Origin of the sequence: Streptomyces glaucescens, assembly GCF_000761215.1 — a bacterium.
Classification (GTDB): Bacteria; Actinomycetota; Actinomycetes; order Streptomycetales; family Streptomycetaceae; genus Streptomyces; species Streptomyces glaucescens_B.
Genome location: NZ_CP009438.1, coordinates 4,300,878 through 4,325,517, shown reverse-complemented (window position 1 = coordinate 4,325,517; position 24,640 = coordinate 4,300,878). Strand labels below are relative to the sequence as shown.

The window sequence follows — 24,640 nt, the reverse complement described above, 5'->3', positions numbered from 1 at the left end:
GGCGCTACGCTGCTGGTCAGACGGGGTGTCGACGGATTTCGGGGGAGACCGGGATGGAACCGACGGCCATCGGGGTCAGGCTGGCTTCCAGCGTTGTGACGCCGCTCATACGAAGGCTCTTCGTTACCGAAGGACCGGGCGCCGGACTCGTGGACCGGCCCGTCCGGCTCTCCGGCCACCTCTCGTTCCGGGGCGAGAAACGGCGGCTCGGCCCCGCGGACGTCCAACGGCTGGCCGCCGAGCTGGTCCGGCAGGCCGTCGCCACCGGGGAGCGCCCGCTGCCCGCCGACGAGGAACAGGCCGTCGCACACGCCCTCGCCGACACCCTCTACGCCCTCGGTGACCTCACCATGACCGACGTCCAGGCCGTGGAGCTGGGTCCCGAGGCCCTGGCGCGGAGGCTGCGCCGCACCGCCGGCGACCCGGCCCGCCACCTCTCCCGCGACGCCGGGCTCTTCCTCGACGGCCTGCTGACCACCGCCTGCCTGCACATCCTGCACTTCTTCACCCAGCGGTCCACCTTCGTCCCGCGCACCCTGGTCGAGCAGACCCGCCGCCAGCGCGAGCTGATGACCAAGGTCGACGAGCTGATCGCCCGCACCCCGCCGCCCGCCGGCACCGACCAGGCCTTCGAGCAGCGCTACCTCTCCTACGTCGCCACCCGCCACGCCCACCTGACGATCTACGGCATCGACCTGGTCGCCTCGCCCGACCGCTGGCCCCTGGACGCCGCCTACCTCAGCCTCACGGCCCTGCACCCGGAAAGCGGCGACGACCACACCGGCGATCCGGAGGGCGGGCCCGTCGTCTCCGCGGCGACCGCCCTGCCCGCCGACCGGGCGCTCGCCGAGCGCGACCGGGTGCTGCTGCGCGGCGTCGCCGGGTCCGGGAAGACGACGCTGGTGCAGTGGCTCGCGGTCACCGCGGCCCGCGGCGAGCGCGGCGAGCAGGGCCCGGGCGGGTCCGGCGGCTCCCCGGGGCCCGGCGCACCCGGCGGAACCACGGCCCTGCGCGGCCCCCGCGGCCGGATCCCCTTCGTCCTGCCGCTGCGCACCCTGGTCCGCCGCCCCGACGGCCTGCCCGCCCCCGACGCCTTCCTGGCCGCCGTACGCGTCCCCTTCCACGCCACCCAGCCCGCCGGCTGGGCGGACCGGGTCCTCGGCGACGGGCGCGGGCTGCTCCTCGTGGACGGCCTCGACGAGATCGCCGAGCGGGACCGCGAGCGGACCAGGCGCTGGCTGCGCGAGCTGCTCGACGTCTACCCCGGCAACCAGTGGCTGGTGACCTCCCGGCCCTCCGCCGTCCGCGCCGACTGGCTCGCCGCCGAAGGCTTCACCGAACTCGCCCTCACCCCGATGAGCGGTGACTTCGTGGCCGCGTTCATCACCCGGTGGCACGCCGCCGCGCGGATCGACGCACCCGACCCCGGCCTCCTCGACAGCTACGAGCGCACCCTGCTCGACGCGGTGCGCACCAAGCCCGACCTCGGGCAGCTCGCCACCAACCCGCTGATGTGCGGTCTGATCTGCGCCCTGCACCGCGACCGGCGCGGCTACCTCCCGCACGGACGGCAGGAGCTGTACGACGCCGCCCTGTCGATGCTGCTCGCCCGGCGGGACGAGGAACGCGACATGATCACCCCGGGGGACGGGGTGCACCTCACCGAACTCCCCCAGATCCAGCTCCTCCAGCGGCTCGCCTACTGGCTGATCCGCAACAACCAGTCCGAGCTGGACCGCGACCGTGCCGTGCGGATCGTCGCCGACGTACTGCCCGCCCTGCCGGCCGCGGCGGCCCAGGGCGACGCGGAACGGATCCTCGGGCACCTGCTGCTGCGCAGCGGCCTGCTGCGCGAACCCGCGGAGGGGACGGTGGAGTTCGTGCACCGCACCTTCCAGGACTACCTCGGGGCGCGGGCGGCCGTGGAGGACGGCGACTTCGGGCTGCTGGTGCGCAGCGCGGCGGACACCCAGTGGTCGGACGTGATCCGGATGGCGGTCGCGCACGCCCGGCCCCGGGAACGCGCCGGTCTGCTGCGCGGCCTGATCGACGCCGCGGACCGGCTGACGGGCGCCGCGAGCACCCGCGTACGGCTGCTGGCGCTGGCCTGCCTGGAACACGCCACGGAACTCGATCCGCAGGTCCGTACCGAGGTGGAGCGGCGGGCCGCCGCGCTGATCCCGCCCCGCACCACCCAGGAGGCCCGCGCCCTGGCCGAGGCCGGGCCGCTCGCCCTGGAGCTGCTGCCGGGACCGGAGGGACTGAGCGAGGACGAGGCGCGGGCGGTCGTCGTCACGGCGTCGCTGATCGGCACGGAGGCGGCCCTCCCGGTGCTGGCCCGGTTCCGCGAGCACCCCTCCCTGGAGGTCCGAGCGCAGCTGACCTGGACATGGCACCGCTTCCCGCTGCGGCCCTACGGGGAGGAGGTCGTCGCACGGCTGCGGGAGGGCGGGCTGTTCTTCGCGGCCCACTCCGCCGACCACCTGCGCTTCCTGCGCGAGCTGGGCGGGCGCCGCAAGGTGCAGCTGACCGGGGACATCCCGGCGGACGCCATCGCGGCGGGACTGGAGCCGGAACGCACCAGGAAGCTGATCATCCGGGGCAACGACGTGCTGCGGGACCTGGGCTGCCTCGCGGGCCTGCGGCGGCTGACCCACCTCGACCTGAGCAGGGCCCCGCACGTGACCGACCTGACGCCGCTCGCCGGGCTGCCGCTGACCTGGCTGTCGCTCGATCTGCTGCCCGGCCTGGAACGGCCGGGCGCGCTGCACGTCCTCGCCCGGTGCCCGACGCTCGACCAGCTGGACGTGGGGGTGCCGCTGGAGGCCGGATCGCTCGACGAGGCGATCCCGGCCGAGCTCCCGCTGCGCTACCTGCGGCTCACCAAGATGGCGCTGTGGCACACCCGGATGCGCGGCCTGCACCGCTTCCGCACCCTCCGGCAGCTCAGCCTGGCGGCGCTCTACGGCGGGCTCGGCCCGGAGGACTACGAGGAGATCGCCCGGCTGCCGGAGCTGACCGAGCTGCGGATCAACTGGCAGGCCGTCGGCTGGCAGGGCCCGCCGCTGCCCCGGATCACCAGCCTGCGGCTGAACAACCTGCACGGCACCGAGGACCTGACGCGGATCTCCGAGCTGTTCCCGGCTCTGCGCAAGATCGTGGTCGTGCCCGCGCCGGACGCGCCGCGGATCCCGGACGAGGTCCTGGCGCCGCTGCCCTGCCCCCCTTCCCTCGCCCGGGTCCGCGCCGTCGTCTGACGCCTGCCGTCCCGGTGACGCCTGCCGTCCCTGTGCCGCCCTCCGTCCCGAGGCGCATGCCGTGGTACGGCGCATGTCGTCACGTGATGCACACCCCTAGCCACGTACCGTCCGGTAACCATACGGTTCACCTCGCGTCACCCGCGTACACGAACATGCACACGACATGCCGCCGTACCGACGTGAGAGGACCCCCCACCCATGACGAGACCCGGGATGCGCCGCACGGCCACCCTTGCCGTCACCGCGGCCGCCCTGCTGGCCATCGCCGCCCCCGCCGAAGCTTCGGCCGGCCCCGGCACCCCCGCCGTCGTCACCGCGGCGCGCACCGCCGCGGCGGACGTCGACTACGGCACCTGGCAGAAGGACTGCCGGGCCGTGATGGACCAGGCCCTGCCCTACCTCCAGCAGCGGATCGCCCAGCCGAAGCCGGGCGAGAAGCAGGCGATCGTCTTCGACATCGACAACACGGCCCTGGAGACCGACTTCGGGTTCAGCTTCCCGCAGCCGGCCAACAAGCCGGTCCTGGAGGTGGCCGAGTACGCCCAGGAGCACGGCGTCGCCCTGTTCTTCGTGACCGCCCGCCCCGGCATCATCGCCGCGCCCACCGAGTACAACCTGGAGAAGACCGGCTACGAGGTCTCCGGGCTCCACGTCCGCGGCTTCTTCGACCTCTTCAAGAACGTCGCCGACTACAAGACGGCGCAGCGCGTCGCCATCGAGTCCAAGGGCTACACGATCATCGCCAACATCGGCAACAGCGCCACCGACCTGTCGGGCGGTCACGCCGAGAAGACGTACAAGCTCCCCGACTACGGCGGGCAGCTCTCGTAGGGGCGCCCGCGCAGTACCGCCCGCTGCGCGCGCACGCGAAAGGGCCGGTGCCCGGACGGGGCACCGGCCCTTTCACTTGCCTCACGTGGCCGTGGGGCCTACTCCTTGCTCAGGTTCGGCCCGGCACCGCCGGCCGCCTGCTCGATCGGCGGGACGTCCGGCAGGGCGGACTTCTCCTCACCGCGGAAGGTGAAGGTCTGGGACTCGCCCTCGCCCTCGGTGTCCACGACCACGATGTGACCGGGGCGCAGCTCGCCGAAGAGGATCTTCTCCGACAGCGAGTCCTCGATCTCGCGCTGGATGGTCCGGCGCAGCGGCCGGGCGCCCAGCACGGGGTCGTAGCCCTTCTTGGACAGCAGCTCCTTGGCGGACTGGGACAGCTCGATGCCCATGTCCCGGTCCTTCAGGCGCTCGTCCACCTTGCCGATCATCAGGTCGACGATCCGGAGGATGTCGTTCTGGGTCAGCTGCGGGAAGACGACCACGTCGTCGACGCGGTTGAGGAACTCGGGCCGGAAGTGCTGCTTCAGCTCGTCCGAGACCTTGTTCTTCATGCGCTCGTAGTTGGTCTTCGTGTCGCCCTGGGCGGCGAAGCCCAGGTTGAAGCCCTTGGAGATGTCCCGGGTGCCGAGGTTGGTCGTCATGATGATGACCGTGTTCTTGAAGTCCACGACCCGGCCCTGGGAGTCGGTCAGACGACCGTCCTCCAGGATCTGCAGCAGCGAGTTGAAGATGTCCGGGTGGGCCTTCTCGACCTCGTCGAAGAGGACGACGGAGAACGGCTTGCGGCGGACCTTCTCGGTCAGCTGGCCGCCCTCCTCGTAGCCCACGTAGCCGGGGGGCGAACCGAAGAGCCGCGACACCGTGTGCTTCTCGCTGAACTCCGACATGTCGAGGGAGATCAGCGCGTCCTCGTCGCCGAAGAGGAACTCGGCGAGCGCCTTGGACAGCTCGGTCTTACCGACACCGGACGGACCGGCGAAGATGAACGAGCCACCCGGACGCTTCGGGTCCTTCAGACCGGCACGCGTACGGCGGATCGCCTTGGACAGCGCCTTGACGGCGTCGTCCTGGCCGATGACCCGCTTGTGGAGCTCGTCCTCCATGCGGAGCAGGCGGGACGACTCCTCCTCGGTGAGCTTGAAGACCGGGATGCCCGTGGCGGTGGCCAGCACCTCGGCGATCAGCTCGCCGTCGACCTCGGCGACGACGTCCATGTCGCCGGCCTTCCACTCCTTCTCCCGCTTCGCCTTGGCGGCGAGGAGCTGCTTCTCCTTGTCGCGCAGCGAGGCGGCCTTCTCGAAGTCCTGCGAGTCGATCGCGGACTCCTTGTCCCGGCGGACACCGGCGATCTTCTCGTCGAACTCGCGCAGGTCCGGCGGCGCGGTCATCCGGCGGATGCGCATCCGGGAACCGGCCTCGTCGATCAGGTCGATCGCCTTGTCCGGCAGGAAGCGGTCCGAGATGTAGCGGTCGGCCAGGGTGGCGGCCTGGACCAGCGCCTCGTCGGTGATCGAGACGCGGTGGTGCGCCTCGTACCGGTCGCGCAGGCCCTTGAGGATCTCGATCGTGTGCGGCAGGGACGGCTCCGCGACCTGGATCGGCTGGAAGCGGCGCTCCAGGGCCGCGTCCTTCTCCAGGTGCTTGCGGTACTCGTCCAGCGTGGTCGCGCCGATGGTCTGCAGCTCACCGCGGGCCAGCATCGGCTTCAGGATGGAAGCCGCGTCGATGGCGCCCTCGGCGGCACCCGCACCGACCAGCGTGTGCAGCTCGTCGATGAACAGGATGATGTCGCCGCGGGTGCGGATCTCCTTGAGCACCTTCTTCAGGCGCTCCTCGAAGTCACCGCGGTAGCGGGAGCCGGCGACCAGCGCGCCGAGGTCCAGGGTGTAGAGGTGCTTGTCCTTGAGGGTCTCGGGCACCTCGCCCTTGACGATGGCCTGGGCGAGGCCCTCGACGACGGCGGTCTTGCCGACGCCGGGCTCACCGATGAGGACCGGGTTGTTCTTGGTACGGCGGGACAGCACCTGCATGACCCGCTCGATCTCCTTCTCGCGCCCGATGACCGGGTCGAGCTTGGACTCACGAGCGGCCTGGGTGAGGTTCCGGCCGAACTGGTCGAGGACCAGGGACGTCGAGGGGGTGCCCTCCGCAGGGCCGCCGGCGGTGGCGGTCTCCTTGCCCTGGTAACCGGAGAGCAGCTGGATCACCTGCTGCCGCACGCGGTTCAGATCTGCGCCCAGCTTGACCAGGACCTGGGCGGCGACGCCCTCGCCCTCACGGATCAGGCCGAGCAGGATGTGCTCCGTGCCGATGTAGTTGTGGCCCAGCTGAAGCGCCTCGCGGAGCGACAGCTCCAGGACCTTCTTGGCACGGGGGGTGAAGGGGATGTGGCCGGACGGCGCCTGCTGCCCCTGGCCGATGATCTCCTCCACCTGCTGGCGGACCGCCTCGAGCGAAATCCCGAGGCTCTCAAGGGCCTTGGCGGCGACACCCTCACCCTCGTGGATCAGGCCCAGGAGGATGTGCTCGGTGCCGATGTAGTTGTGGTTGAGCATCCGGGCTTCTTCCTGAGCCAGGACGACAACCCGCCGCGCGCGGTCGGTGAACCTCTCGAACATCGTTAATCGCTCCTCAGAGCGGTCAGGCAGTAAGGGGAACTTCCCCTCCCTGTCCTTCCGCAGCTTAGTCCCGCGAGCGGGGACCGCTCATTCCAACTGCCGACACCGTCCTTGGCCTCCTGACCCCGAACGCCGACATCTGCTCCAACCCGATGGTGCGAGACGATGTTCCCGCAGGCCAGGCAGTTACCCTCACCATCAGTACGCCGATGGCGAACGTGAGACGGCCTTTCCTGCGCGTCGCCCCCTCCCACTAGGGATGTCTTACCCGCTGCGACGGACGGTCCATGCCGCGCACACCGTTCCCCTCCGCTATGGGCGAACAACCTTGCGCCTCCCCGCACCCCCGCACGCCCCCTCTTCCCGCACTCTCGGCGTTCATGGGAACACACAGCGTAACCCGGACGGCAGTTCGGCGGTTGCACCGGGCATGGCCGGCGCAGCCCCGCAGTCCCCACCGTCCGTCACCCTCCCTCACCCCCGGCGTCCCCGCCGCTCCCGCCCGCCCCGCGACGCGGGCGACCGGCTCCGCGGGTGGTACGAGAACGATCTGGGGTGGCCCGTGGTGCCCGGCAGCCCGTTGCGGCTCGCGGTGGGGCCGCGCTTCGACGTCCTCGACGTCCCGGCCGCGGCGGGGCTCGCCGCGCTGCGGCACCTGGCGCCGGCCTCTCCGGTCGCCGCACAGGGCGGCCGGGTGCGGCTGCTGACGGCCCCGGGCACCGCGCAGGAGCTGCCGGGGCTGCTCGACTGGCTGGAGTGGGGCTCGCTGGACCTGGATCTCACGGCCCTCGGCGAGGGCGCCCTCATGGACGCACCGCGAACGGGCGCGCAGTGGGCCCCGGGGGAGTCCGCGGTCACCGGGCCGGCCGCCGTGCCGTGGGGGGACGGCGGGCCGCCGCCGGCCGCCGGCCGGGGCGGCTCGGCACAGGGGGCCGCCGTGTGGGTGCGGCCCCCCGGTTCGGGGCGCGAGACCGGGGCCTCGCTGCCGACGCTGTCGGCCTTGGGGGGCGGTGGGGGCGCCCCCGATCTCGTACGCGTCGTGGACACGGTGGCGGCTCACTGCCACCGGATCCGGCTGCGGCGCGCGGATGCTCAGCCGTTGGCCTTCTCGTAAGCCTCGCGGATGGACGCCGGAACGCGGCCGCGGTCGTTGACCTCGTAACCGTTCTCCTTCGCCCAGGCCCGGATGGCGGCGGTGTCCTGGCTGCCGCCGGAAGCGGCCCGCGCCTTTCCACGCCCGCCCGAAGCACGGCCCCCGGTACGACGACCGCCCTTCACATAGGGGTCGAGAAGGCTGCGAAGCTTGTCCGCATTGGCGGTCGTGAGATCGATCTCGTACGTCTTACCGTCCAGCGCGAACGTCACCGTCTCGTCCGCCTCGCCGCCGTCGAGGTCGTCGACAAGAAGGACCTGAACCTTCTGTGCCACCGGATTTCCTTTCATCGATAACGTGAGGACGTGGGGTCCGCGGCGTCCGCCGTTTCGCCGCCCCCTGTTATATGCAGTACAGCAGTACGTCGGAAAGCAAACCGCTTTTGCTGGAAAAACACAAACCCCTGGGAGAGACCCACTGCCCCGCCAACGCCCGGAAACGTGCGCGTTTCGGACATAGGGCACCGGGGCAAGGGTCCGCGCAGCGGAATAGCGACGATCACAGATGCAGAAGCATCCGGCTGTTGCCCAAGGTGTTCGGTTTCACTCGTTCGAGACCCAGGAACTCCGCGACGCCCTCGTCATAGGAACGCAGCAGCTCCGCGTAGACATCGGTGTCGACCGGTGTCTCGCCGATCTCCACGAAGCCGTGCCGGCCGAAGAAGTCCACTTCGAAGGTGAGGCAGAAAACCTTGCGGACGCCGAGCCAGCGGGCGGTCTGCAGCAACTTCTCCAGCAACCGGTGGCCGACGCCGGCGCCCTTGAGCCCCGGCTTCACCGCCAGAGTGCGCACTTCCGCCAGGTCTTCCCACATCACGTGCAGTGCGCCACAGCCGACGACCTCGGCGTTGTCGTCCCGTTCCGCGACCCAGAACTCCTGGATGTCCTCGTAAAGCGTCACCATCGCTTTGTCGAGCAGGATGCCGTGCCGCACGTACGCGTCAAGGAGCCCGCGGACGGCGGGGACATCGCTGGTCCGGGCCCTGCGGACGGTGATGGCTTTAGCGGTGACTTCGGGGTTCTCGGCGGAGGGGCTCATCGCGGACATGGTCGGACGCTATCGCCCGTCGCGCTCCGGTGCCGAGCCGGGGTTCTCCCCTTCCGCGCCCTCGGCTTGTGGGCGGGCTTCCGGCCGTGGCGGCCGTTCCGGTTCCGGCTCCGGTGTTTCCGGGCCCTCGACGATGCGCATGGCGTCCCGCAGGGCGAGCCGCTGTTCCTCGCTCATCATGCCGAAGAACGCCACGAGTGCGGCGGCGGGGTTGTCGCTCTGCGACCAGGCCTCGTTCATCAGGGCGGCGGCGTAGGCGGCGCGGGTGGAGACCGCCTCATATCGATAGGCCCGGCCTTCCGCCTCGCGGCGGACCCAGCCCTTCTGATGGAGATTGTCCAAAACGGTCATCACCGTGGTGTAGGCGATGGACCGTTCCCGCTGAAGGTCTTCCAGGACTTCTCGAACGGTCACCGGGCGGTTCCACTTCCACACCCGCGTCATGACCGCGTCTTCGAGTTCTCCCAATGGGCGAGGCACAGCTTGAACAATAGTGGGAGATCCCACCGACGGCGTGCCGAACGGGCGCCTTCCCGGCAAACACTGGCAAAAGGTGCAGGCTGCGGCATCGGCGACCGGGCCGGGAGCGGGTCCGCGTCCACCGGCCCGCGGGGCGGGTGCCGGCCGCCCGAGGTGACGGGGGCGTCCTCCGCGGTCGCCGGGTGCGCGCTTCCGAACCGGCGAGGGCATCCTCCGCGGTCGCCAGGTGCGCGCTTCCGCCGGGGCGGGCGGCTCGGGCGGGCGTGACCCATGACGTGCCGGTGGACGACGGGGCGCGGCCCCGGTCCGGCACCCGCCGGTGGCCGGGAACGCGGGCCACCTGCCTCCGGGAGCCCGTGGTCACGGCCACCAGGGCGCCCAGGACCGACGGACTGCCGGCCGGCGGATCGGCGACTGCCGGGTGGTGGCTGCCAGGTCGGCGGCTGCCGGGTCGGCGGCTGCCAGGGCCAGAGCGTGCCACGCCGAACCCCAGGGGCCAGGGCGCGCCCGTCCGCGCGCCGGGGGCATGGCACCCCTCGCCGCGCGCCAGGGTCAGGGCGCGCCTCGCCACGTATTGGGGTCAGGGGGCGCTCGCCGCGCACCAGGGTCAGGGCGTGGCGTGCCCACCGCGCGCCAGGGCCAGGGCGCCTCTCACCGCGCACCGGGGGCAGGGCGCGCCTGCCGTATGCCGGGGTCAGGGCGCGCTGCTCACTGGCCGGGCCGGGGCGCCCCTCGCCGCGCGCCAGGGGCAGGGCGTGCTGCTCCGCGGCGGGGGCCGGCCGACGCCCCGCCGCGTGCCGTAGCCGGGGCGTGGGGCGGGGTCAGGCGTCCGGGGACGGCTGGCGGGCGGCTTCCGCGCGGGCGAGGGCAGCGTCGACGGCCGCGTCCTCCTTGGCCTTGTTGGCCCCGCCCTGGGTCTTCACGATCACCCTGATCACGCTGATGAAGAACACGGCCATGACGACCGGGGGCAGGAGCGCGGAGACGTAGTCCATGGCTTCAGGGTAGTCGCGTCGGCCGGGACCCCGGGGCGGGGGTGGCGCCGGACGGTCAGCCGGCGGCCCGGTGCTGCGGCGGGTCGGCCGGGGGCCGGGGCGGCTTGCGGCGGGGGAAGACCTCGCCGGGGGTGGGGATGGGACGGCGGGCCGGCGGCTGGGGCGCGCCCGGCCGGGCGGGCTTCTGCGCGGGCTGCTTCCCGGGCTCCCGGGCGGGCCGGTCGGCGGCATCGGCGTGGCGGCCGCCGGGGAGGGCGAGCAGGCGGGTGCGGGACGCCGGGAGCAGCCGGTGGGGGCGCGTGGCCGGGGCCGGGACGGTGTGGTGGGTCAGGCGGGCGCGGACGTCCTGCTCGGCGAGGGCCTGGCAGCGGCCCAGCAGGGCGGCGGCCACGGGGTTGCCGCGCAGGGCGCGCAGAGCCGCGAGGTCGTCGGGCGTGGGGCGGTGGCCGGCGCTCAGCACCTCCTCCAGGAGGGTGAGGTAGCCGGCGGCGGTGCCGGGGAGGGCTGCGCGGTAGCGGGCGAGGTCTGCTACGAGGAAGGCCCGCAGACGGGCTCCCTCGGCCAGCGCCTCGTCGAGGGTGTCGGCGAGGCGGAGGCAGTCCTGGACGTCCTCGGCCGAGGGCCGGCCGGGCTGGAGGGCGAGGGCGAGGGCGCGGCGGAGCACACGCAGCTCCTCCACACCGAACGCCAGGCCGCCGCGGGATCCGTAGGGCGTGGGCATGCGGCGACGATACGCGCTAATCAGACAAACTTCGCATGGGTCGCCGGTGTGGCGCGGGGAGCCACCCGTATGCGGGGGCCGCCCGGGGGGCTCCCGGCCTGGCGTCCGCTCACATGCGGGAGACGTTCCGCTCGTACACCATCCGCAGGCCGATCAGCGTCAGCCAGGGCTCGTGCTCGTCGATCACCGAGGACTCGCCCAGCACCATGGGCGCCAGGCCGCCCGTCGCGATGACCGTCACGTCGTCGGGGTCGTCGGCCAGTTCGCGGGCCATGCGGTTGACGACGCCGTCCACCTGTCCCGCGAAGCCGTAGACGATGCCCGCCTGCATCGCCTCGACGGTGTTCTTGCCGATGACGCTGCGCGGCCGGGCCACCTCGATCTTGCGGAGCTGGGCGCCCTTCACGCCGAGCGCCTCGACGGAGATCTCGATGCCGGGCGCGATGACGCCGCCGACGTACTCCCCGCGCGCGGAGACGGCGTCGAACGTCGTCGCCGTGCCGAAGTCGACGACGATCGCCGGTCCGCCGTACAGCTCGACCGCGGCGACCGCGTTGATGATGCGGTCCGCGCCGACCTCCTTGGGGTTGTCGGTGAGGATCGGCACGCCCGTCTTGACGCCGGGTTCGACGAGGACGGCCGGGACGTCGCCGTAGTAGCGGCGGGTGACCTCGCGCAGCTCGTGCAGGACGGAGGGGACCGTCGCGCAGATCGCGATGCCGTCGATGCCGTCGCCCAGTTCGTCACCGAGCAGCGGGTGCATGCCCATCAGGCCCTGGAGCAGCACCGCCAGCTCGTCCGCGGTGCGGCGGGCGTCGGTGGAGATGCGCCAGTGTTCGACGATGTCGTCGCCGTCGAACAGGCCGAGCACGGTGTGCGTGTTGCCTACGTCGATGGTCAGCAGCATGGCCGGTCCCCCGTTCCCTACTCCGCCGCTCGCAGGTCCAGGCCGATGTCGAGGATCGGCGAGGAGTGGGTGAGGGCACCCACCGCGAGGTAGTCGACGCCGGTGTCCGCGTACGCCCTGGCGTTGTCCAGGGTGAGCCGGCCGGAGGCCTCCAGGGCGGCGCGGCCGTCGACGATGGCCACCGCCTCCTCGCACTCGCCCGGGGTGAAGTTGTCCAGCAGGATCAGGTCGGCGCCCGCGTCGACGACCTCGCGCAGCTGGTGGAGGGTGTCGACCTCGACCTCGATGGGGACGTCGGGGAAGCGTTCGCGGACGGCCCGGAAGGCCTGGGCGACGCCGCCCGCGGCGACCACGTGGTTGTCCTTGACGAGAGCGGCGTCGGACAGCGACATGCGGTGGTTCACGCCGCCGCCGCAGCGGACCGCGAACTTCTCCAGCGACCGCAGTCCTGGGGTGGTTTTACGGGTGTCGCGCACGCGTGCCTTCGTACCCTCCAGAACGTCCGCCCACGCGCGCGTGGCGGTGGCGATGCCGGAGAGGCGGCACAGGAGGTTGAGTGCGCTGCGCTCGGCGGTGAGCAGGTCGCGGGTGCGGGTGGTGATCGAGAGCAGCTTCTGGCCCGCCTCCACGCGGTCGCCGTCCTCGACGTGGCGCTCCACCTCGAACTCGTCCTCGCAGACGACCGACACGACGGCCTCGGCGACACGCAGGCCCGCCACCACGCCCGCCTCGCGGGCGACGAAGTCCGCGGTGGCGACCGCGTCCTCGGGGATGGTGGCGACGGTCGTCACGTCGACGCCGCCCGCCAGGTCCTCCTGGACGGCGACGTTGGCGAGGTCCTCGATCTCGACGGGGTCGAGTCCGGCGTCGGCGAGGAGCTCGGCGAGCGCGGGGTCGAGACCGCACTCCAGGTAGGCGTCGTCGGTGTCCGCGCCGCAGGCGCAGCCGTCGCCGCAGCCGCCGTTCTGGGCGAGGGGAAGGTCGGGGGTGCTCACTGCTCTCACTGCTCCTGGGGACGGTGCGCCGGAGGGTTCGGCCGGGTCGGGGGGAAGTCTGCGGTGTCCGTGGTGCGCACGGCGAGGCTGCGGTCGGGATTCAGCCGTACGACGATGTGGCGGCGCCACGCGGTGTCGTCGCGGTCGGCGTGGTCCTCGCGCCAGTGGCAGCCGCGGGTCTCCTCGCGCAGTTGGGCGGCGGCGACCAGGACGCGCGCCACGCACAGCAGGTTGGTCGCCTCCCAGGTGTCGACACCGGGCTCGGCGGTCTTGCCGTTCTCGGTGAGGGCGTCGCGGGCCTCGGAGTGCAGCCGCTGGAGCCGGTCGGCGGCCTTGGTGAGGGAGTCGGCGGAGCGCAGCACGCCCGCGCCCTCGGTCATGATCCGCTGGATGGCGAAGCGGGCCTCGGCGGGCTGGAGGGGGTGCTCGGGGACCTCGGACCGGGGGGCCGGTTGCGGCACGCGCGCGTGGAGGCCGCTGCCGGCGTGGGCCGCGGCGATGTCGGCGGCGATGCGCTCGGCGTACACGAGCCCTTCGAGGAGGCTGTTGGAGGCCAGGCGGTTGGCGCCGTGGACACCGGTGCAGGCGACCTCGCCGCACGCGTAGAGGCCGGGCACGGTGGTGCGGCCGTGCGGGTCGGTGCGCACGCCGCCGGAGGCGTAGTGGGCGGCCGGGGCGACCGGGACGGGCTCGCGCACCGGGTCGATGCCGTGGGCGCGGCAGGCGGCGAGGATGGTCGGGAAGCGGTGCTCCCACATCTCGGCGCCGAAGTGGCGGGCGTCGAGGTACATGTGCGCGGCGCCCTGCTCCTGCATGCGGCGCATGATGCCCTTGGCGACGATGTCGCGCGGGGCGAGTTCGCCCAGTTCGTGCTGTCCCGTCATGAAGCGCACGCCGTCGGCGTCGACCAGGTGGGCGCCCTCGCCGCGGACCGCCTCGGAGACCAGCGGCTGCTGGCCCTCCGCCTCCGGGCCGAGGAACAGCACGGTCGGGTGGAACTGCACGAATTCCAGGTCGCTGACCTCGGCGCCCGCGCGCAGCGCGAGGGCCACGCCGTCGCCGGTGGAGACCGACGGGTTGGTGGTGGCGGAGAAGACCTGTCCCATGCCGCCGGTGGCGAGGACCACCGCGGGGGCGTGCACGGCGCCCACGCCGTCGTGCTGGCCCTCCCCCATGACGTGCAGGGTGACGCCCGCCGTACGGCCCTCGGCGTCCGTGAGGAGGTCGAGGACGAGGGCGTTCTCGACGGTGCGCATGCCGCGCGCGCGGACCGCCTCGACCAGCGCGCGGGAGATCTCCGCGCCGGTCGCGTCACCGCCCGCGTGGGCGATACGGCGGCGGTGGTGGCCGCCCTCGCGGGTGAGCGCGAGGCCGCCCCCGTCGGACTCGTCGAACCGGGCGCCGGTCCCGATGAGCCGCCGTACGGCGTCGGGGCCCTCGGTGACGAGGATCCGCACCGCCTGCTCGTCGCACAGGCCCGCGCCCGCGACCAGGGTGTCGTCGAGGTGCTGTGCGGGGCTGTCGCCCTCGCCGAGGGCCGCGGCGATGCCGCCCTGGGCCCAGCGGGTGGAGCCGTCGTCGAGGCGGGCCTTGGTGACGACGACGGTGTTCAGGCCGGCGGCCTCGCAGCGCAGGGCGGCGGTCAGACCGGCCACGCCGGAGCCGACGACCACCACGTCCGCGTCGATGGACCAGCCCGGGGCGGGCGCGTGCAGTCGTATGCCTGTGCTGGTCACGAGGCGGCTCCGAAGGTGAGGGTGATGTTGTCGATCAGCCGGGTCGCGCCGACCCGGGCCGCGACGGCGAGGACCGCCTCGCCGGTGAAGTCGTCGCCGACCTCGGTGAAGTCGGACGGGTCGACCAGGGCGAGGTAGTCCAGGGCGAGCGGCGGGTCGACGCGGGCGGCCTCGTCGAGGACCAGCCGGGCCGCCGTGCGGACCTCGGCCGGGCCGCCGGGGACGGCCTTCGCGACGGCGTGCGCGTCGGCCGCCGCGCGGGACTCCCCTATCGCGCTCAGCGCCTCGGCACGCGCGTGCGTGGAGGGCACTTCGAGGGCCCGCGCGCGCAGCGCCTCCAGCGCGACGTGCCGGTCCTGGGCGGCGAACAGCGCGCGGGACAGCGCGAGGGCGGTGCGCCGCTCCTGGGGGGAGAGGTAGCGGTTGCGGCTGGACAGGGCGAGGCCGTCCTCCTCGCGGACGGTCGGCACGCCGACGATCTCGACGGGGAAGTTCAGGTCCCGCACCATGCGGCGGATCAGGGCGAGCTGCTGGGCGTCCTTCTGCCCGAAGAACGCGACGTCGGGCCGGGTGAGGTGGAGCAGCTTGGCGACGACGGTGAGCATGCCGTCGAAGTGGCCGGGGCGCGAGGCGCCCTCCAGCCGCTCGCCCATGGCTCCCGCGCGGAGGGTGATCTCGGGCCTGCCGTCCGGGTACATGTCGTCGACGGAGGGGGCGAACACGATGTCGGCGCCCGCCCGCTCGGCGGTCCTCAGGTCGGCGTCCAGGGTGCGCGGATAGCGGTCCAGGTCCTCGCCCGCGCCGAACTGGAGCGGGTTCACGAAGACGGTGACCACCACGTAGCCCTTGCGTCCGACGTGTTCCCGCGCGGTGCGGATCAGGGTGGCGTGGCCTTCGTGCAGCGCCCCCATGGTCATCACGACGGCGGTGCGGCCGGGCACCGCGAAGTGCTCCAGGGCGTACCGGAGCTCGTCCGGGGTGGGGACGAGTTCGAAGTCCCGGCTCATCGGTCTCCCCCGTTCTCGGGCAGCGCGGCGCCGTCGGCGAGCACACCCAGCAGGTCTTCGGCGAGTTCCGGCTTCAGCAGCCCCTGGGCGAGCGCGCGGTCGGCGGTCGCGCGGGCCATCGCCAGATAGCCGGCGACGGTCTGCGGGGCGTGGGCGCGCAGCTCGGCGATGTGCGCGGCGACGGTGCCCGCGTCCCCGCGCGCGACCGGCCCGGTCAGGGCGGCGTCGCCGGAGCGCAGGGCGTTGTCGAGGGCGGCGCCGAGCAGCGGGCCGAGCATCCGGTCGGGGGCGGCGACCCCCGCGGTGCGCAGCAGTTCCATGGACTGGGCCACCAGGGTGACCAGGTGGTTGGCGCCGAGGGCGAGGGCCGCGTGGTAGAGCGGCCGGGCGGCCTCGGCGATCCACTCCGGCTCGCCGCCCATCTCGATGACCAGGGCCTCCGCGGCGAGGCGCAGCTCGTCCGGGGCGGTGACGCCGAACGAGCAGCCGGCGAGCCGCTGCACGTCGACGGGGGTGCCGGTGAAGGTCATCGCCGGGTGCAGGGCCAGCGGCAGGGCGCCCGCGCGCAGGGCGGGGTCGAGGACCTTCGCGCCGTACCGTCCGGAGGTGTGGGCGAGGAGCTGGCCGGGCCGCACGGCGCCGGTCTCGGCGAGGCCGGTGACGAGGCCGGGCAGGGTGTCGTCGGGGACGGTCAGCAGCACCAGGTCGGCGCGTTCCAGCACCTCGGCGGGCGGGACCACGGGCACGTCGGGCAGCAGCAGCGCGGCGCGCCTGCGGGAGGCGTCGGAGACCGCCGAGACGGCGACCGGGCGGTGCCCGGCGAGCTGGAGGGACGCGGCGAGGGCGGGGCCCACCCGGCCGGCGCCGACGACGCCGACGGTGAGCCGCGCGGGGCGGTCCCGGGGATCTGGCTGTTGGCTTGTACTCACGCGACGGCGGCCTTCCCGTTCCAGTCCGCTCTGGGTACCGGACGATTTCTCGTCATGTTAACGCGATCGGTTCGAGGGGCGTCGGGCTGTCCACAGGCCGTGGGTTCTGTCCGGGGTTCCCCTTCGGGCTGCTAGGAATCGGGCTGCCCCCGCGGGCCCCCGCGCGCGATGATCGCGGCATGAGCGACATGGCCGAACAGAGCGCACCGGAGCAGGCGACGGACGAGGAGCGGCGCAGACGGCGCCGGGAGCGGCGCATCAGCGCTTGCCGGAGCGCGCAGCGCATTCTCGCGCGTCCCGGCTTCGCCCTCACCCTCCAGGAGCGCCTGGCGGTGCTGGACACGGCGCCGGAGCTGTACGACCTGGACGCGCCGGCGGACCTGTACGGCGACGGCATCGTGGGGGCGCTGGAGGAGAAGGTGGCCGGGCTGCTCGGCACCGAGGCCGCCGCGTTCTTCCCGACCGGGACGATGGCCCAGCAGGTGGCGCTGCGCTGCTGGGCGGGCCGTACCGGGAACCCGGCCGTCGCCCTGCACCCGCTCGCCCATCCGGAGGTGCACGAACGCCATGCGCTCGGCCAGGTCAGCGGATTGCGCCCGGTCCACGTGACGAGCGAGCCGCGGCCGCCGGCCGCCGCCGAGGTACGCGCGCTGGAGGAGCCGTTCGGCACCCTGATGCTGGAGCTGCCCCTCAGGGACGCCGGTTTCCTGCTGCCGTCCTGGGAGGAGCTGACGGAGGTCGTGGAGGCGGCGCGCGAACGTGAGGCGGTGGTGCACTTCGACGGCGCGCGCCTGTGGGAGTCGACGGTCCACTTCGGCCGCCCCCTCGGCGAGATCGCGGGCCTGGCGGACAGCGTGTACGTGTCGTTCTACAAGTCCCTCGGCGGCTACGGCGGCGCGGCACTGGCCGGCCCCGGCAGCCTGGTGGAGGAGGCGAAGGTCTGGCGGCACCGCTACGGCGGCACGGTGTTCCAGCAGTTCCCGACCGTCCTGTCGGCACTCGCCGGGCTGGAGCGGGAACTGCCCCGGCTGCCGGAGTACGTGCGCCACGCGCGCGTGGTGGCCGCCGCGCTCCGGGACGGCTTCGCCGCGGCCGGGCTGCCGTGGGCACGGGTGCACCCCGGGGTGCCGCACACCCACGAGTTCCAGGTGTGGCTGCCGTACGACGCCGACGTCGTCACCGAGGCCGCGGTCCGCACGGCCGAGGAGACCGGGACGGTCCTCTTCCCCTACGGCTGGGACCGCAGGGGGCCGGACATCGCCGTGACGGAGGTCCAGGTCCGCGCCGACGGCCTGGCGTGGACCGCGGACGACGTACGGTCGGCGGTCGCGGACCTCGCGGTCCGGCTGGCCGAGGAGGCCGCCCGCGCGGGCGGCTAGGACCGCGGCCGGCGGCTGGGGACCCCGCCGCGGGCACGTGCGCGGCCACAACCACGGACCACGGCTCGGGACCCCACCGCAGGCACGTGCGCGGCCAGAACCACGGACCACGGCTCGGGGCCCCGCCGCAGGTACGTGCGCGGCTAGAACCGGAGCCGCGGCCGCAGCCGGCGGCTCCAGAGGCGCCGGGCACGTCCGCGCGCCAGGCGGCCGGACAGGACGGCCCGGAACTCCCGGCGGTCGCGCCACTCGCGCACGACCTGCCAGTCGTGGGCGCCGGGCTGCGGCGGGGCGGCTTCACCGAGGTGGTGGGCGCGGTAGGTGTCGAGGAGGTACTGCTGCGTGACGTTCATGGCGGGCCGCCCCTTCGGGACGTGGGAGACAGGGTTTCCGGGAGGCTCCGCGGCTGCCCCGGTGCCCCCAGCCTGCGACCGGCCCGCCCGGTGTGTCCCGTCGGTTGACGGCAGCCGTCAATCGGGAGGAGCGCTGTCGGTGCCGGCGTGCACCATGGGCTCATGAGCGTGAGCATCGACATCACCGGCCTGCCGCGGGAGCGGATCTCCTTCGTGCCGTCGCCGCTGGCCGAACTCGGCATGGCCCTGCACGCGCTCAGCGAGCCCGGTCACCATCCGGGCCTCCAGGGCTGGGCGACGGCGGTGTCCTCGCAGCTGGACCCGTCGCTCGCGGACCGCCTGTGCGAGGCGGACTTCCTGTGGCGCACCACGTTCTCCGACGTCTTCGCCCCGTTCGCCGGGGTCCCCGGTGCCCGGACGCTGCCCGGCGCCACGCTCGCCGACGAGCTGGACCTGCTGGACAAGCTGACGGACCAGCAGTTCGTGCACGCGGCGCTCGAGTTCACCTGCCAGATCGGCTACGACACCGGGAGCGCGGGCCCGCTGGAGGACGAGGCCGTGCGCCGGCGCGCGCTGGACATGGCGGCCGCGCGGGGCTGCGTCCAGGAGCGGTTCACCCGGCGGCTGCTCCACGATCCGCCGGCCGTGCGGGCCTGGTTCCGGCAGCTCATGCAGGACTGCGAGGAGGCCTTCTTCGCGGACGTCTGGGCCCGCGTCCAGCCGCAGTTGGCCGCCGACGCGCGGCACAAGACGGAGCTGCTGCGCCGCAAGGGCCTCGCCGACGCCCTGACCGCGATGTCCTCGGCGGTGTCGCTGGACGAGGAGGCCGCGCTGATCACGGTCGACAAGCTGATCGTGGGCCGCACCGCCACCGGTGACGGCGGCCTGGTCCTGGTGCCGACCAGCCTGGGCTGGCCGCACGTGATGGTGCTGCACCGGTACGGCTGGCAGCCGGCCATCACCTACCCGGTCAGCGGCTCCGCGCCGCAGGCCCCCTCCGTGGAACAGCTCACCCGCCGGCTGGAGGCGCTGGCCCACCCGGTGCGGATGCGGCTGTGCCGGCACCTCGCCCGCGCGCCGCACACCACCAGCGAGCTGGCCGACGCGCACGGCATGTCGGCACCCGAGATATCCCGTCATCTGAGCGTGCTGAAGAAGGCGGGGCTGATCAGCACCCGCCGCCGGGGGCGTTACGCGCAGCACCAGCTCGACCTGTCGGCGGTGGCCCGGCTGGGCAGTGACTTCATCGAGGGCGTGCTGCGCTGACCCGCGCCCGCGCGGGCGCGGGTCAGTCGAGGCGGATGTGCCGGATGCCCACCCCGATCTGCCGCAGCCGGGTCCGCACGGGTCCCTCCCGGTTGGGCCGCAGCGTCAGTCCGGCGAGGACGGCGATCCGGTCGGCCGTCTTCGGCACGCTGGTGTGGTCCGTCCACAGGTGCTCGGCGAACTCGGGCTCGCGCAGTCGCTCCAGGCAGTGGTCGAGCTGCCGGACGGCCCAGCTCTCCCCGCGCGGTCCGGCGTCCTTCCCCGCCGCGTGTCGCAGGACCCGCCCGAATCCGCGCTCGCGGAGCCGGGCGAGGACGGTGTCGCGTTCCGCGAGCAGGGTGAAGTGGCGCACGTCGTGGCCGAGGTCGCGCAGCCGTCCGACGGTCTCGGCGAAGTGGCCGGCGTGGGTGACGGTCATGGGCGCGATCACCACGCCGTCGTGCCGGGTCAGGGCGAGGTCGAGGACCTCGACGACGCCCTGCCGCCAGGCCGCCAGGTCCTGGAAGTCCCCGCGCAGGGCGGGCGGCAGCATGCGGTGCAGGCCGAAGCCGACGTGCTCGGGGTCGCAGACGACGCTGCCGGGCAGGCGGCGTCGTATCTCGTGCGCGGTCTGTGTCTTGCCGCCCCCGTAGGGGCCGTTGATCCACAGGAGCATGGCGGGACCCTACCGACGTCGCCGGGGCCCGTCTGCGGGCCGGTGCCGTCAGCCGTGTCCGCCGGCCCGCACCAGCCCCGTCTCGTACGCGAGGACGACGACCTGCACCCGGTCCCGCAGCCCGAGCTTGGTCAGGATCCGCCCCACGTGTGTCTTCACGGTCGCCTCCGACAGCACCAGCCGGGCGGCGATCTCGCCGTTGGACAGGCCCTGCGCGACCAGCACCATGACCTCGCGCTCCCGCTCGGTCAGCCGCTCCAGCTCCTTGTGCTGCGGCTCCCCGGTGGTGCTGGGGAGCATCGGCGCGAACCGGTCCAGGAGCCGCCGGGTGGTCGAAGGGGCCACGACGGCGTCGCCGCTGTGCACCGCGCGGATCGCGGCGAGCAGTTCGCCGGGCGGCACGTCCTTCAGCATGAACCCGGAGGCGCCCGCCTTCAGTCCGGAGAAGGCGTACTCGTCGAGGTCGAAGGTGGTCAGGATCAGCACCTTCGGCGGGTCCTGCTCCGCGCAGATGCGGCGGGTCGCCTCCACGCCGTCCAGCTTGGGCATCCGGACGTCCATCAGCACCACGTCGACGGCGGTCGAGCGGACCGCCTGGAGCGCCTCGACGCCGTCGCCCGCCTCGGCGACGACCTCCATGTCCGGCTGGGCTGCCAGCACCATCCGGAACCCGGTGCGCAGCAGCACCTGGTCGTCGACGAGCATCACGCGGATCGTCATCGGGGCCTCTTCCATGTCCATGGTCGTGTGAGCGGGGGGGCGTGACAGGTGTCAACAAGGGGCGTGCGAATGCGTCAGTGCGCCGGTTTGAGCGGCAGGAGGGCACTGATGCGGAATCCTCCGCCGGGCCGGGGGCCCGCGTCCAGGGTGCCGCCCACCATCCCGACCCGCTCGCGCATGCCGATCAGGCCGTGGCCCTGACCGTCGGCGCCACCCTCCTCGTACAGCTCGTGCGGGGCGCCCTTGCCGTCGTCCTCGACGAGCAGCCCGAGGCCGTCGTCGAAGTAGACCAGGCGCACGCTGGCACCCGCGTTCGGGCCGCCGTGCTTGCGGGTGTTGGTCAGCGCCTCCTGCACGATGCGGTAGGCGGTCAGCTCGACCCCGCTGGGCAGCGGGCGCGGCGTGCCCTCGACCTTGAAGTCGACGGGCAGCCCGGAGTCCCGGCACTGCGCGACCAGGTCCTCGATCTGCTCCACGTCGGGCTGCGGGACGTACTCCCCGCTCTCCTCGTGCTCGCCGGTGCGCAGCACCCCGAGCAGCCGGCGCATCTCCGCGAGCGCCTGGCGGCCGGTGGAGGAGATCGTCTCCAGCGCCTTCTTCGCCTGGTCGGGGGCGGCGTCGAGGACGTAGGCGGCGCCGTCGGCCTGCACCACCATCACCGACACGTTGTGCGCGACGACGTCGTGCAGCTCCCGGGCGATGCGGGCGCGCTCGGCGGCGACCGCGACCTTCGCCTGCGCCTCGCGCTCCTTCTCCAGGCGCGCGGCCCGTTCCTCGAGCTGCGCGAAGTAGGCGCGGCGGGTCCTGATCGAGTCGCCGAGCACCCAGGCCAGGGCGAACGGCACGGTCTGGAAGACGGCGACCGCGACGTCGCCCGCCACGCTGGTCTCGGTGGCCGGCCAGCGGAGCTGGGCGAGCGGCGCCGCGCACAGCCCGGCGACCAGCGCCACCCGGGAGGCCCAGCGCGCCCCGATCGCGGCCACCGTGTAGACGATCACCAGCATGGCGAAGTTGGCGGGCGTGGTGGCCACGTCCAGCACGAGCTGGCTCACGCCGGCCCCGATCGCGAGCAGCAGCATCGGCTCCGGCAGCCGGCGGCGCAGCGCGACCACGACGCACAGCACCAGCACGACCGGGACGATGAGCACCGGCAGATCGGTGCCCACGTCCCGTTCGACCTGACCTCCCGCCAGCGAGAGACCGAGCAGGATCACGGCCCAGAAGCCGTCGACCCAGGTCGGGTGCCTGCGGAGGAAGTCATAGAGGCGCTGCACGTAACCCAGCGTAGGGAAGCCCGGTGCGTGCGGGGGTCAACCGGAGGATCGATCCGTATCGGACACATGTACTCCGCAAGGTGGAGGAGCCGTTCCCCTGAACGCCTAGCCTGGCCGTGTGACGGACGAGACGGTGACGGGTCCCGGGTGGCGGGGGTGGCGGGCGGCGACGGAGGCCGCGCTGTACGGGCCGGACGGCTTCTACCGCCGTCCCGAGGGCCCCGCCGGGCACTTCCGCACGTCCGTGCACGCGTCGCCGCTGTTCGCGCGGGCGGTGGCCGGGCTGCTGTGCCGGGTCGACGAGGCGCTGGGCCGCCCGGACCGGCTGGACTTCGTGGACATGGCGGCGGGCCGCGGCGAACTCGTCACCGGGGTGCTCGCCGCGCTCCCCGCGGGGACGGCCGCCCGCACGCGCGCGTGCGCCGTCGAAATCGCCACCCGGCCGGTGGGGCTCGATCCCCGGGTCGAGTGGCGCGCCGGACTGCCGGAGGCCGTCACCGGGCTGCTGTTCGCCAACGAGTGGCTGGACAACGTTCCCGTGGAGGTCGCGCAGACCGACGCCTCGGGCGTGCCGCGGCGGGTGCTGGTGCGGGCGGACGGCACCGAGCGGCTGGGCGAGCCGGTCACCGGCGCGGAGGCCGCGTGGCTGGCCCGGTGGTGGCCGCTGCCGGCCGAGGAGGGGCTGCGGGCGGAGATCGGGCTGCCCCGGGACGCCGCGTGGGCGTCGGCCGTGTCCCGTGTGGAGCGCGGGCTCGCGGTGGCGGTGGACTACGCGCACACGGTGGACGCGCGCCCCCCGTTCGGGACGCTGACGGGCTTCCGGGAGGGGCGCGGGACCGTGCCCGTGCCGGACGGGTCCTGCGACATCACGGCGCACGTCGCCCTGGACGCGTGCGCGCTCCCCGGAGGGCGCGTGCTGACCCAGCGCGCCGCCTTGCACGCCTTGGGGATCACGGGCGCGCGCCCCCCGCTCGCGCTCGCCTCCCAGGACCCCGCGGCCTATGTGCGCGCCCTCACGAGCGCCGGTGAGGCCGCCGAGCTGACCGCGGCGGGCGGGCTCGGCGACTTCGGCTGGCTGGTCCAGCCGGTCGGCATCGCGGACCCCTTGGCGCAGGCATCGCCCCCCGGGCTGTGACCCCTACTTGTCGATGTCCCCCACCACGAAGAACATCGACCCCAGGATCGCCACCATGTCCGCCACCAGCGTCCCCGGCAGCAGCTCGGTGAGCGCCTGGATGTTGTTGTACGAGGCCGAGCGCAGCTTCAGCCGGTACGGCGTCTTCTCGCCCTTGCTGACCAGGTAGTAGCCGTTGATGCCGAGCGGGTTCTCGGTCCACGCGTAGGTGTGCCCCTCGGGCGCCTTCAGGACCTTCGGCAGCCGCTGGTTGATCGGCCCGGGCGGCAGCCCGGCGATCCGGTCGAGGCAGGCGTCGGCCAGGTCGAGGGCGTTGTGCGTCTGCTCCAGCAGGCACTCGAAGCGGGCGAGGCAGTCGCCCTCCCGCCGGGTGACGACCTTGAGGGTGTCCCGCAGCTCGCCGTAGGCCAGGTACGGCTCGTCGCGGCGCAGGTCGAGGTCGACGCCCGAGGCGCGCGCGATGGGGCCGCTCACGCCGTAGGCGTGCACCGCCTCGGGGGCGAGGACGCCCACGCCCCGCGTGCGTCCCCGGAAGATCTCGTTGCCGAGCACCAGGTCGTCGTAGACGTCCATGCGCGAGCGGACGGCGGCGACAGCGGCACGCGCGCGTGCCGTCCAGCCGGCCGGCAGGTCCTCCTTGAGGCCGCCGACCCGGTTGAACATGTAGTGGATCCGCCCGCCGGAGACCTCCTCCATGACGTTCTGGAGCACCTCGCGCTCCCGGAACGCGTAGAAGACCGGCGTGATGCCGCCCAGCTCCAGCGGATAGGAGCCGAGGAACATCAGGTGGTTGAGCACCCGGTTCAGCTCGGCGAGCAGCGTGCGCGTCCACACCGCGCGCGGGGGGACCTCCATGCCCAGCATCCGCTCCACGGCCAGCACGACGCCCAGCTCGTTGGAGAACGCCGACAGCCAGTCGTGGCGGTTGGCGAGCATGATGATCTGCCGGTAGTCGCGCGCCTCGAACAGCTTCTCCGCCCCGCGGTGCATGTAGCCGATCACCGGCTCCGCGCTGGTGATCCGCTCGCCGTCCAGCAGCAGCCGCAGCCGCAGCACACCGTGTGTGGACGGGTGCTGGGGGCCGATGTTGAGCACCATGTCGGTGCTCTCCGCGGCACCGCCGATCCCGACCGTGGTCTCCGTCGTAGGAGTCATGGCCCCAGTCTCTCCTACGTA

General features: G+C 73.3%; 22 protein-coding genes. 6 read left to right on the top strand and 16 right to left on the bottom strand.

What is annotated here, in order from left to right; translation table 11 throughout:
- Positions 1-53: 53 nt before the first annotated feature.
- Together SGLAU_RS18730 and SGLAU_RS18725 are read left to right on the top strand one after the other, a co-directional pair.
- Complete coding sequence (locus tag SGLAU_RS18730; RefSeq protein ID WP_043502971.1) at positions 54-3,257, top strand: NACHT domain-containing protein; 3,204 nt, start codon at positions 54-56, stop codon at positions 3,255-3,257.
- Between the two features lie 201 nt (positions 3,258-3,458).
- Positions 3,459-4,091 carry an HAD family acid phosphatase gene (locus tag SGLAU_RS18725; protein WP_052413818.1) on the top strand — a complete coding sequence of 211 codons (633 nt, stop codon included), beginning with the start codon at positions 3,459-3,461 and terminating at the stop codon, positions 4,089-4,091.
- A 98-nt stretch (positions 4,092-4,189) separates the two neighbouring features.
- Here SGLAU_RS18725 and SGLAU_RS18720 read toward each other — a convergent pair whose 3' ends face one another.
- Positions 4,190-6,712, bottom strand: a complete 2,523-nt coding sequence (locus SGLAU_RS18720) for an ATP-dependent Clp protease ATP-binding subunit (protein WP_043502968.1) — start codon at positions 6,710-6,712, stop codon at positions 4,190-4,192.
- Between the two features lie 430 nt (positions 6,713-7,142).
- Between SGLAU_RS18720 and SGLAU_RS18715 the strand changes: the two genes are divergently transcribed.
- Positions 7,143-7,826, top strand: coding sequence for an SCO3374 family protein (locus tag SGLAU_RS18715; RefSeq protein WP_043502966.1), 684 nt, complete (start codon positions 7,143-7,145; stop codon positions 7,824-7,826).
- On the opposite strand, the gene SGLAU_RS18710 is transcribed toward SGLAU_RS18715, so the two are convergent.
- The 10 genes from SGLAU_RS18710 to SGLAU_RS18665 all read right to left on the bottom strand — a co-directional run bounded on the left by SGLAU_RS18710 (position 7,805) and on the right by SGLAU_RS18665 (position 16,682).
- A complete protein-coding gene (locus SGLAU_RS18710; RefSeq protein ID WP_043502963.1) occupies positions 7,805-8,140 on the bottom strand; it encodes a histone-like nucleoid-structuring protein Lsr2 in 336 nt (111 codons plus the stop codon). The genes SGLAU_RS18715 and SGLAU_RS18710 overlap by 22 nt on opposite strands.
- 223 nt (positions 8,141-8,363) lie before the next feature.
- A complete protein-coding gene (locus SGLAU_RS18705) occupies positions 8,364-8,912 on the bottom strand; it encodes an amino-acid N-acetyltransferase (protein ID WP_043502961.1) in 549 nt (182 codons plus the stop codon).
- Between the two features lie 9 nt (positions 8,913-8,921).
- Entirely contained in the window at positions 8,922-9,392 is a 471-nt protein-coding gene (locus tag SGLAU_RS18700; RefSeq protein ID WP_078957774.1) for a BlaI/MecI/CopY family transcriptional regulator, read from the bottom strand.
- An 821-nt stretch (positions 9,393-10,213) separates the two neighbouring features.
- Positions 10,214-10,387: a hypothetical protein gene (locus SGLAU_RS35690; protein ID WP_043502957.1), complete on the bottom strand. Its 174-nt coding sequence runs from the start codon at positions 10,385-10,387 to the stop codon at positions 10,214-10,216.
- A 55-nt stretch (positions 10,388-10,442) separates the two neighbouring features.
- Complete coding sequence (locus tag SGLAU_RS18690; RefSeq protein WP_043506790.1) at positions 10,443-11,078, bottom strand: hypothetical protein; 636 nt, start codon at positions 11,076-11,078, stop codon at positions 10,443-10,445.
- Between the two features lie 139 nt (positions 11,079-11,217).
- The gene (locus tag SGLAU_RS18685; protein ID WP_043502956.1) at positions 11,218-12,015 is read right to left on the bottom strand and encodes a type III pantothenate kinase; all 798 of its coding nucleotides are present in this window, start codon (positions 12,013-12,015) and stop codon (positions 11,218-11,220) included.
- 17 nt (positions 12,016-12,032) lie between these two features.
- Positions 12,033-13,010, bottom strand: coding sequence for a carboxylating nicotinate-nucleotide diphosphorylase (gene nadC, locus SGLAU_RS18680; protein WP_043502954.1), 978 nt, complete (start codon positions 13,008-13,010; stop codon positions 12,033-12,035).
- A gap of 5 nt (positions 13,011-13,015) precedes the next feature.
- Positions 13,016-14,746, bottom strand: a complete 1,731-nt coding sequence (locus tag SGLAU_RS18675; protein WP_043502952.1) for an L-aspartate oxidase — start codon at positions 14,744-14,746, stop codon at positions 13,016-13,018.
- Positions 14,743-15,753, bottom strand: coding sequence for a pantoate--beta-alanine ligase (gene panC / locus SGLAU_RS18670; RefSeq protein WP_078957773.1), 1,011 nt, complete (start codon positions 15,751-15,753; stop codon positions 14,743-14,745). Before panC ends, SGLAU_RS18675 begins: the two co-directional genes overlap by 4 nt.
- The gene (locus SGLAU_RS18665; protein ID WP_043502951.1) at positions 15,750-16,682 is read right to left on the bottom strand and encodes a Rossmann-like and DUF2520 domain-containing protein; all 933 of its coding nucleotides are present in this window, start codon (positions 16,680-16,682) and stop codon (positions 15,750-15,752) included. Before SGLAU_RS18665 ends, panC begins: the two co-directional genes overlap by 4 nt.
- A gap of 188 nt (positions 16,683-16,870) precedes the next feature.
- On the opposite strand from SGLAU_RS18665, the gene SGLAU_RS18660 reads away from it, so the two are divergent.
- The gene (locus SGLAU_RS18660) at positions 16,871-18,061 is read left to right on the top strand and encodes a threonine aldolase family protein (RefSeq protein WP_412556268.1); all 1,191 of its coding nucleotides are present in this window, start codon (positions 16,871-16,873) and stop codon (positions 18,059-18,061) included.
- 143 nt (positions 18,062-18,204) lie between these two features.
- On the opposite strand, the gene SGLAU_RS34460 is transcribed toward SGLAU_RS18660, so the two are convergent.
- Positions 18,205-18,414 (bottom strand): hypothetical protein, encoded by a 210-nt coding sequence (locus tag SGLAU_RS34460; RefSeq protein ID WP_043502946.1) that lies wholly within the window; start codon positions 18,412-18,414, stop codon positions 18,205-18,207.
- A gap of 162 nt (positions 18,415-18,576) precedes the next feature.
- On the opposite strand from SGLAU_RS34460, the gene SGLAU_RS18650 reads away from it, so the two are divergent.
- Complete coding sequence (locus SGLAU_RS18650; protein WP_043502944.1) at positions 18,577-19,680, top strand: DUF5937 family protein; 1,104 nt, start codon at positions 18,577-18,579, stop codon at positions 19,678-19,680.
- A gap of 22 nt (positions 19,681-19,702) precedes the next feature.
- Here the strand turns inward: SGLAU_RS18650 and SGLAU_RS18645 are convergent, their stop codons facing one another.
- The 3 genes from SGLAU_RS18645 to SGLAU_RS18635 all read right to left on the bottom strand — a co-directional run bounded on the left by SGLAU_RS18645 (position 19,703) and on the right by SGLAU_RS18635 (position 22,329).
- The gene (locus SGLAU_RS18645; RefSeq protein WP_043502941.1) at positions 19,703-20,335 is read right to left on the bottom strand and encodes an AAA family ATPase; all 633 of its coding nucleotides are present in this window, start codon (positions 20,333-20,335) and stop codon (positions 19,703-19,705) included.
- A gap of 48 nt (positions 20,336-20,383) precedes the next feature.
- A complete protein-coding gene (locus tag SGLAU_RS18640; protein ID WP_043502939.1) occupies positions 20,384-21,055 on the bottom strand; it encodes a response regulator transcription factor in 672 nt (223 codons plus the stop codon).
- 74 nt (positions 21,056-21,129) lie between these two features.
- Positions 21,130-22,329 carry a sensor histidine kinase gene (locus tag SGLAU_RS18635; RefSeq protein WP_043502937.1) on the bottom strand — a complete coding sequence of 400 codons (1,200 nt, stop codon included), beginning with the start codon at positions 22,327-22,329 and terminating at the stop codon, positions 21,130-21,132.
- Between the two features lie 118 nt (positions 22,330-22,447).
- Here SGLAU_RS18635 and SGLAU_RS18630 point away from each other — a divergent pair, with 118 nt between their 5' ends.
- On the top strand, positions 22,448-23,464 hold the full coding sequence (locus tag SGLAU_RS18630) for an SAM-dependent methyltransferase (RefSeq protein ID WP_043502935.1): 1,017 nt from the start codon (positions 22,448-22,450) through the stop codon (positions 23,462-23,464).
- Positions 23,465-23,467: 3 nt separating this feature from the next.
- Here the strand turns inward: SGLAU_RS18630 and SGLAU_RS18625 are convergent, their stop codons facing one another.
- Positions 23,468-24,619: an NADH-quinone oxidoreductase subunit D gene (locus tag SGLAU_RS18625; protein WP_043502932.1), complete on the bottom strand. Its 1,152-nt coding sequence runs from the start codon at positions 24,617-24,619 to the stop codon at positions 23,468-23,470.
- Between the last annotated feature and the right edge of the window lie 21 nt (positions 24,620-24,640).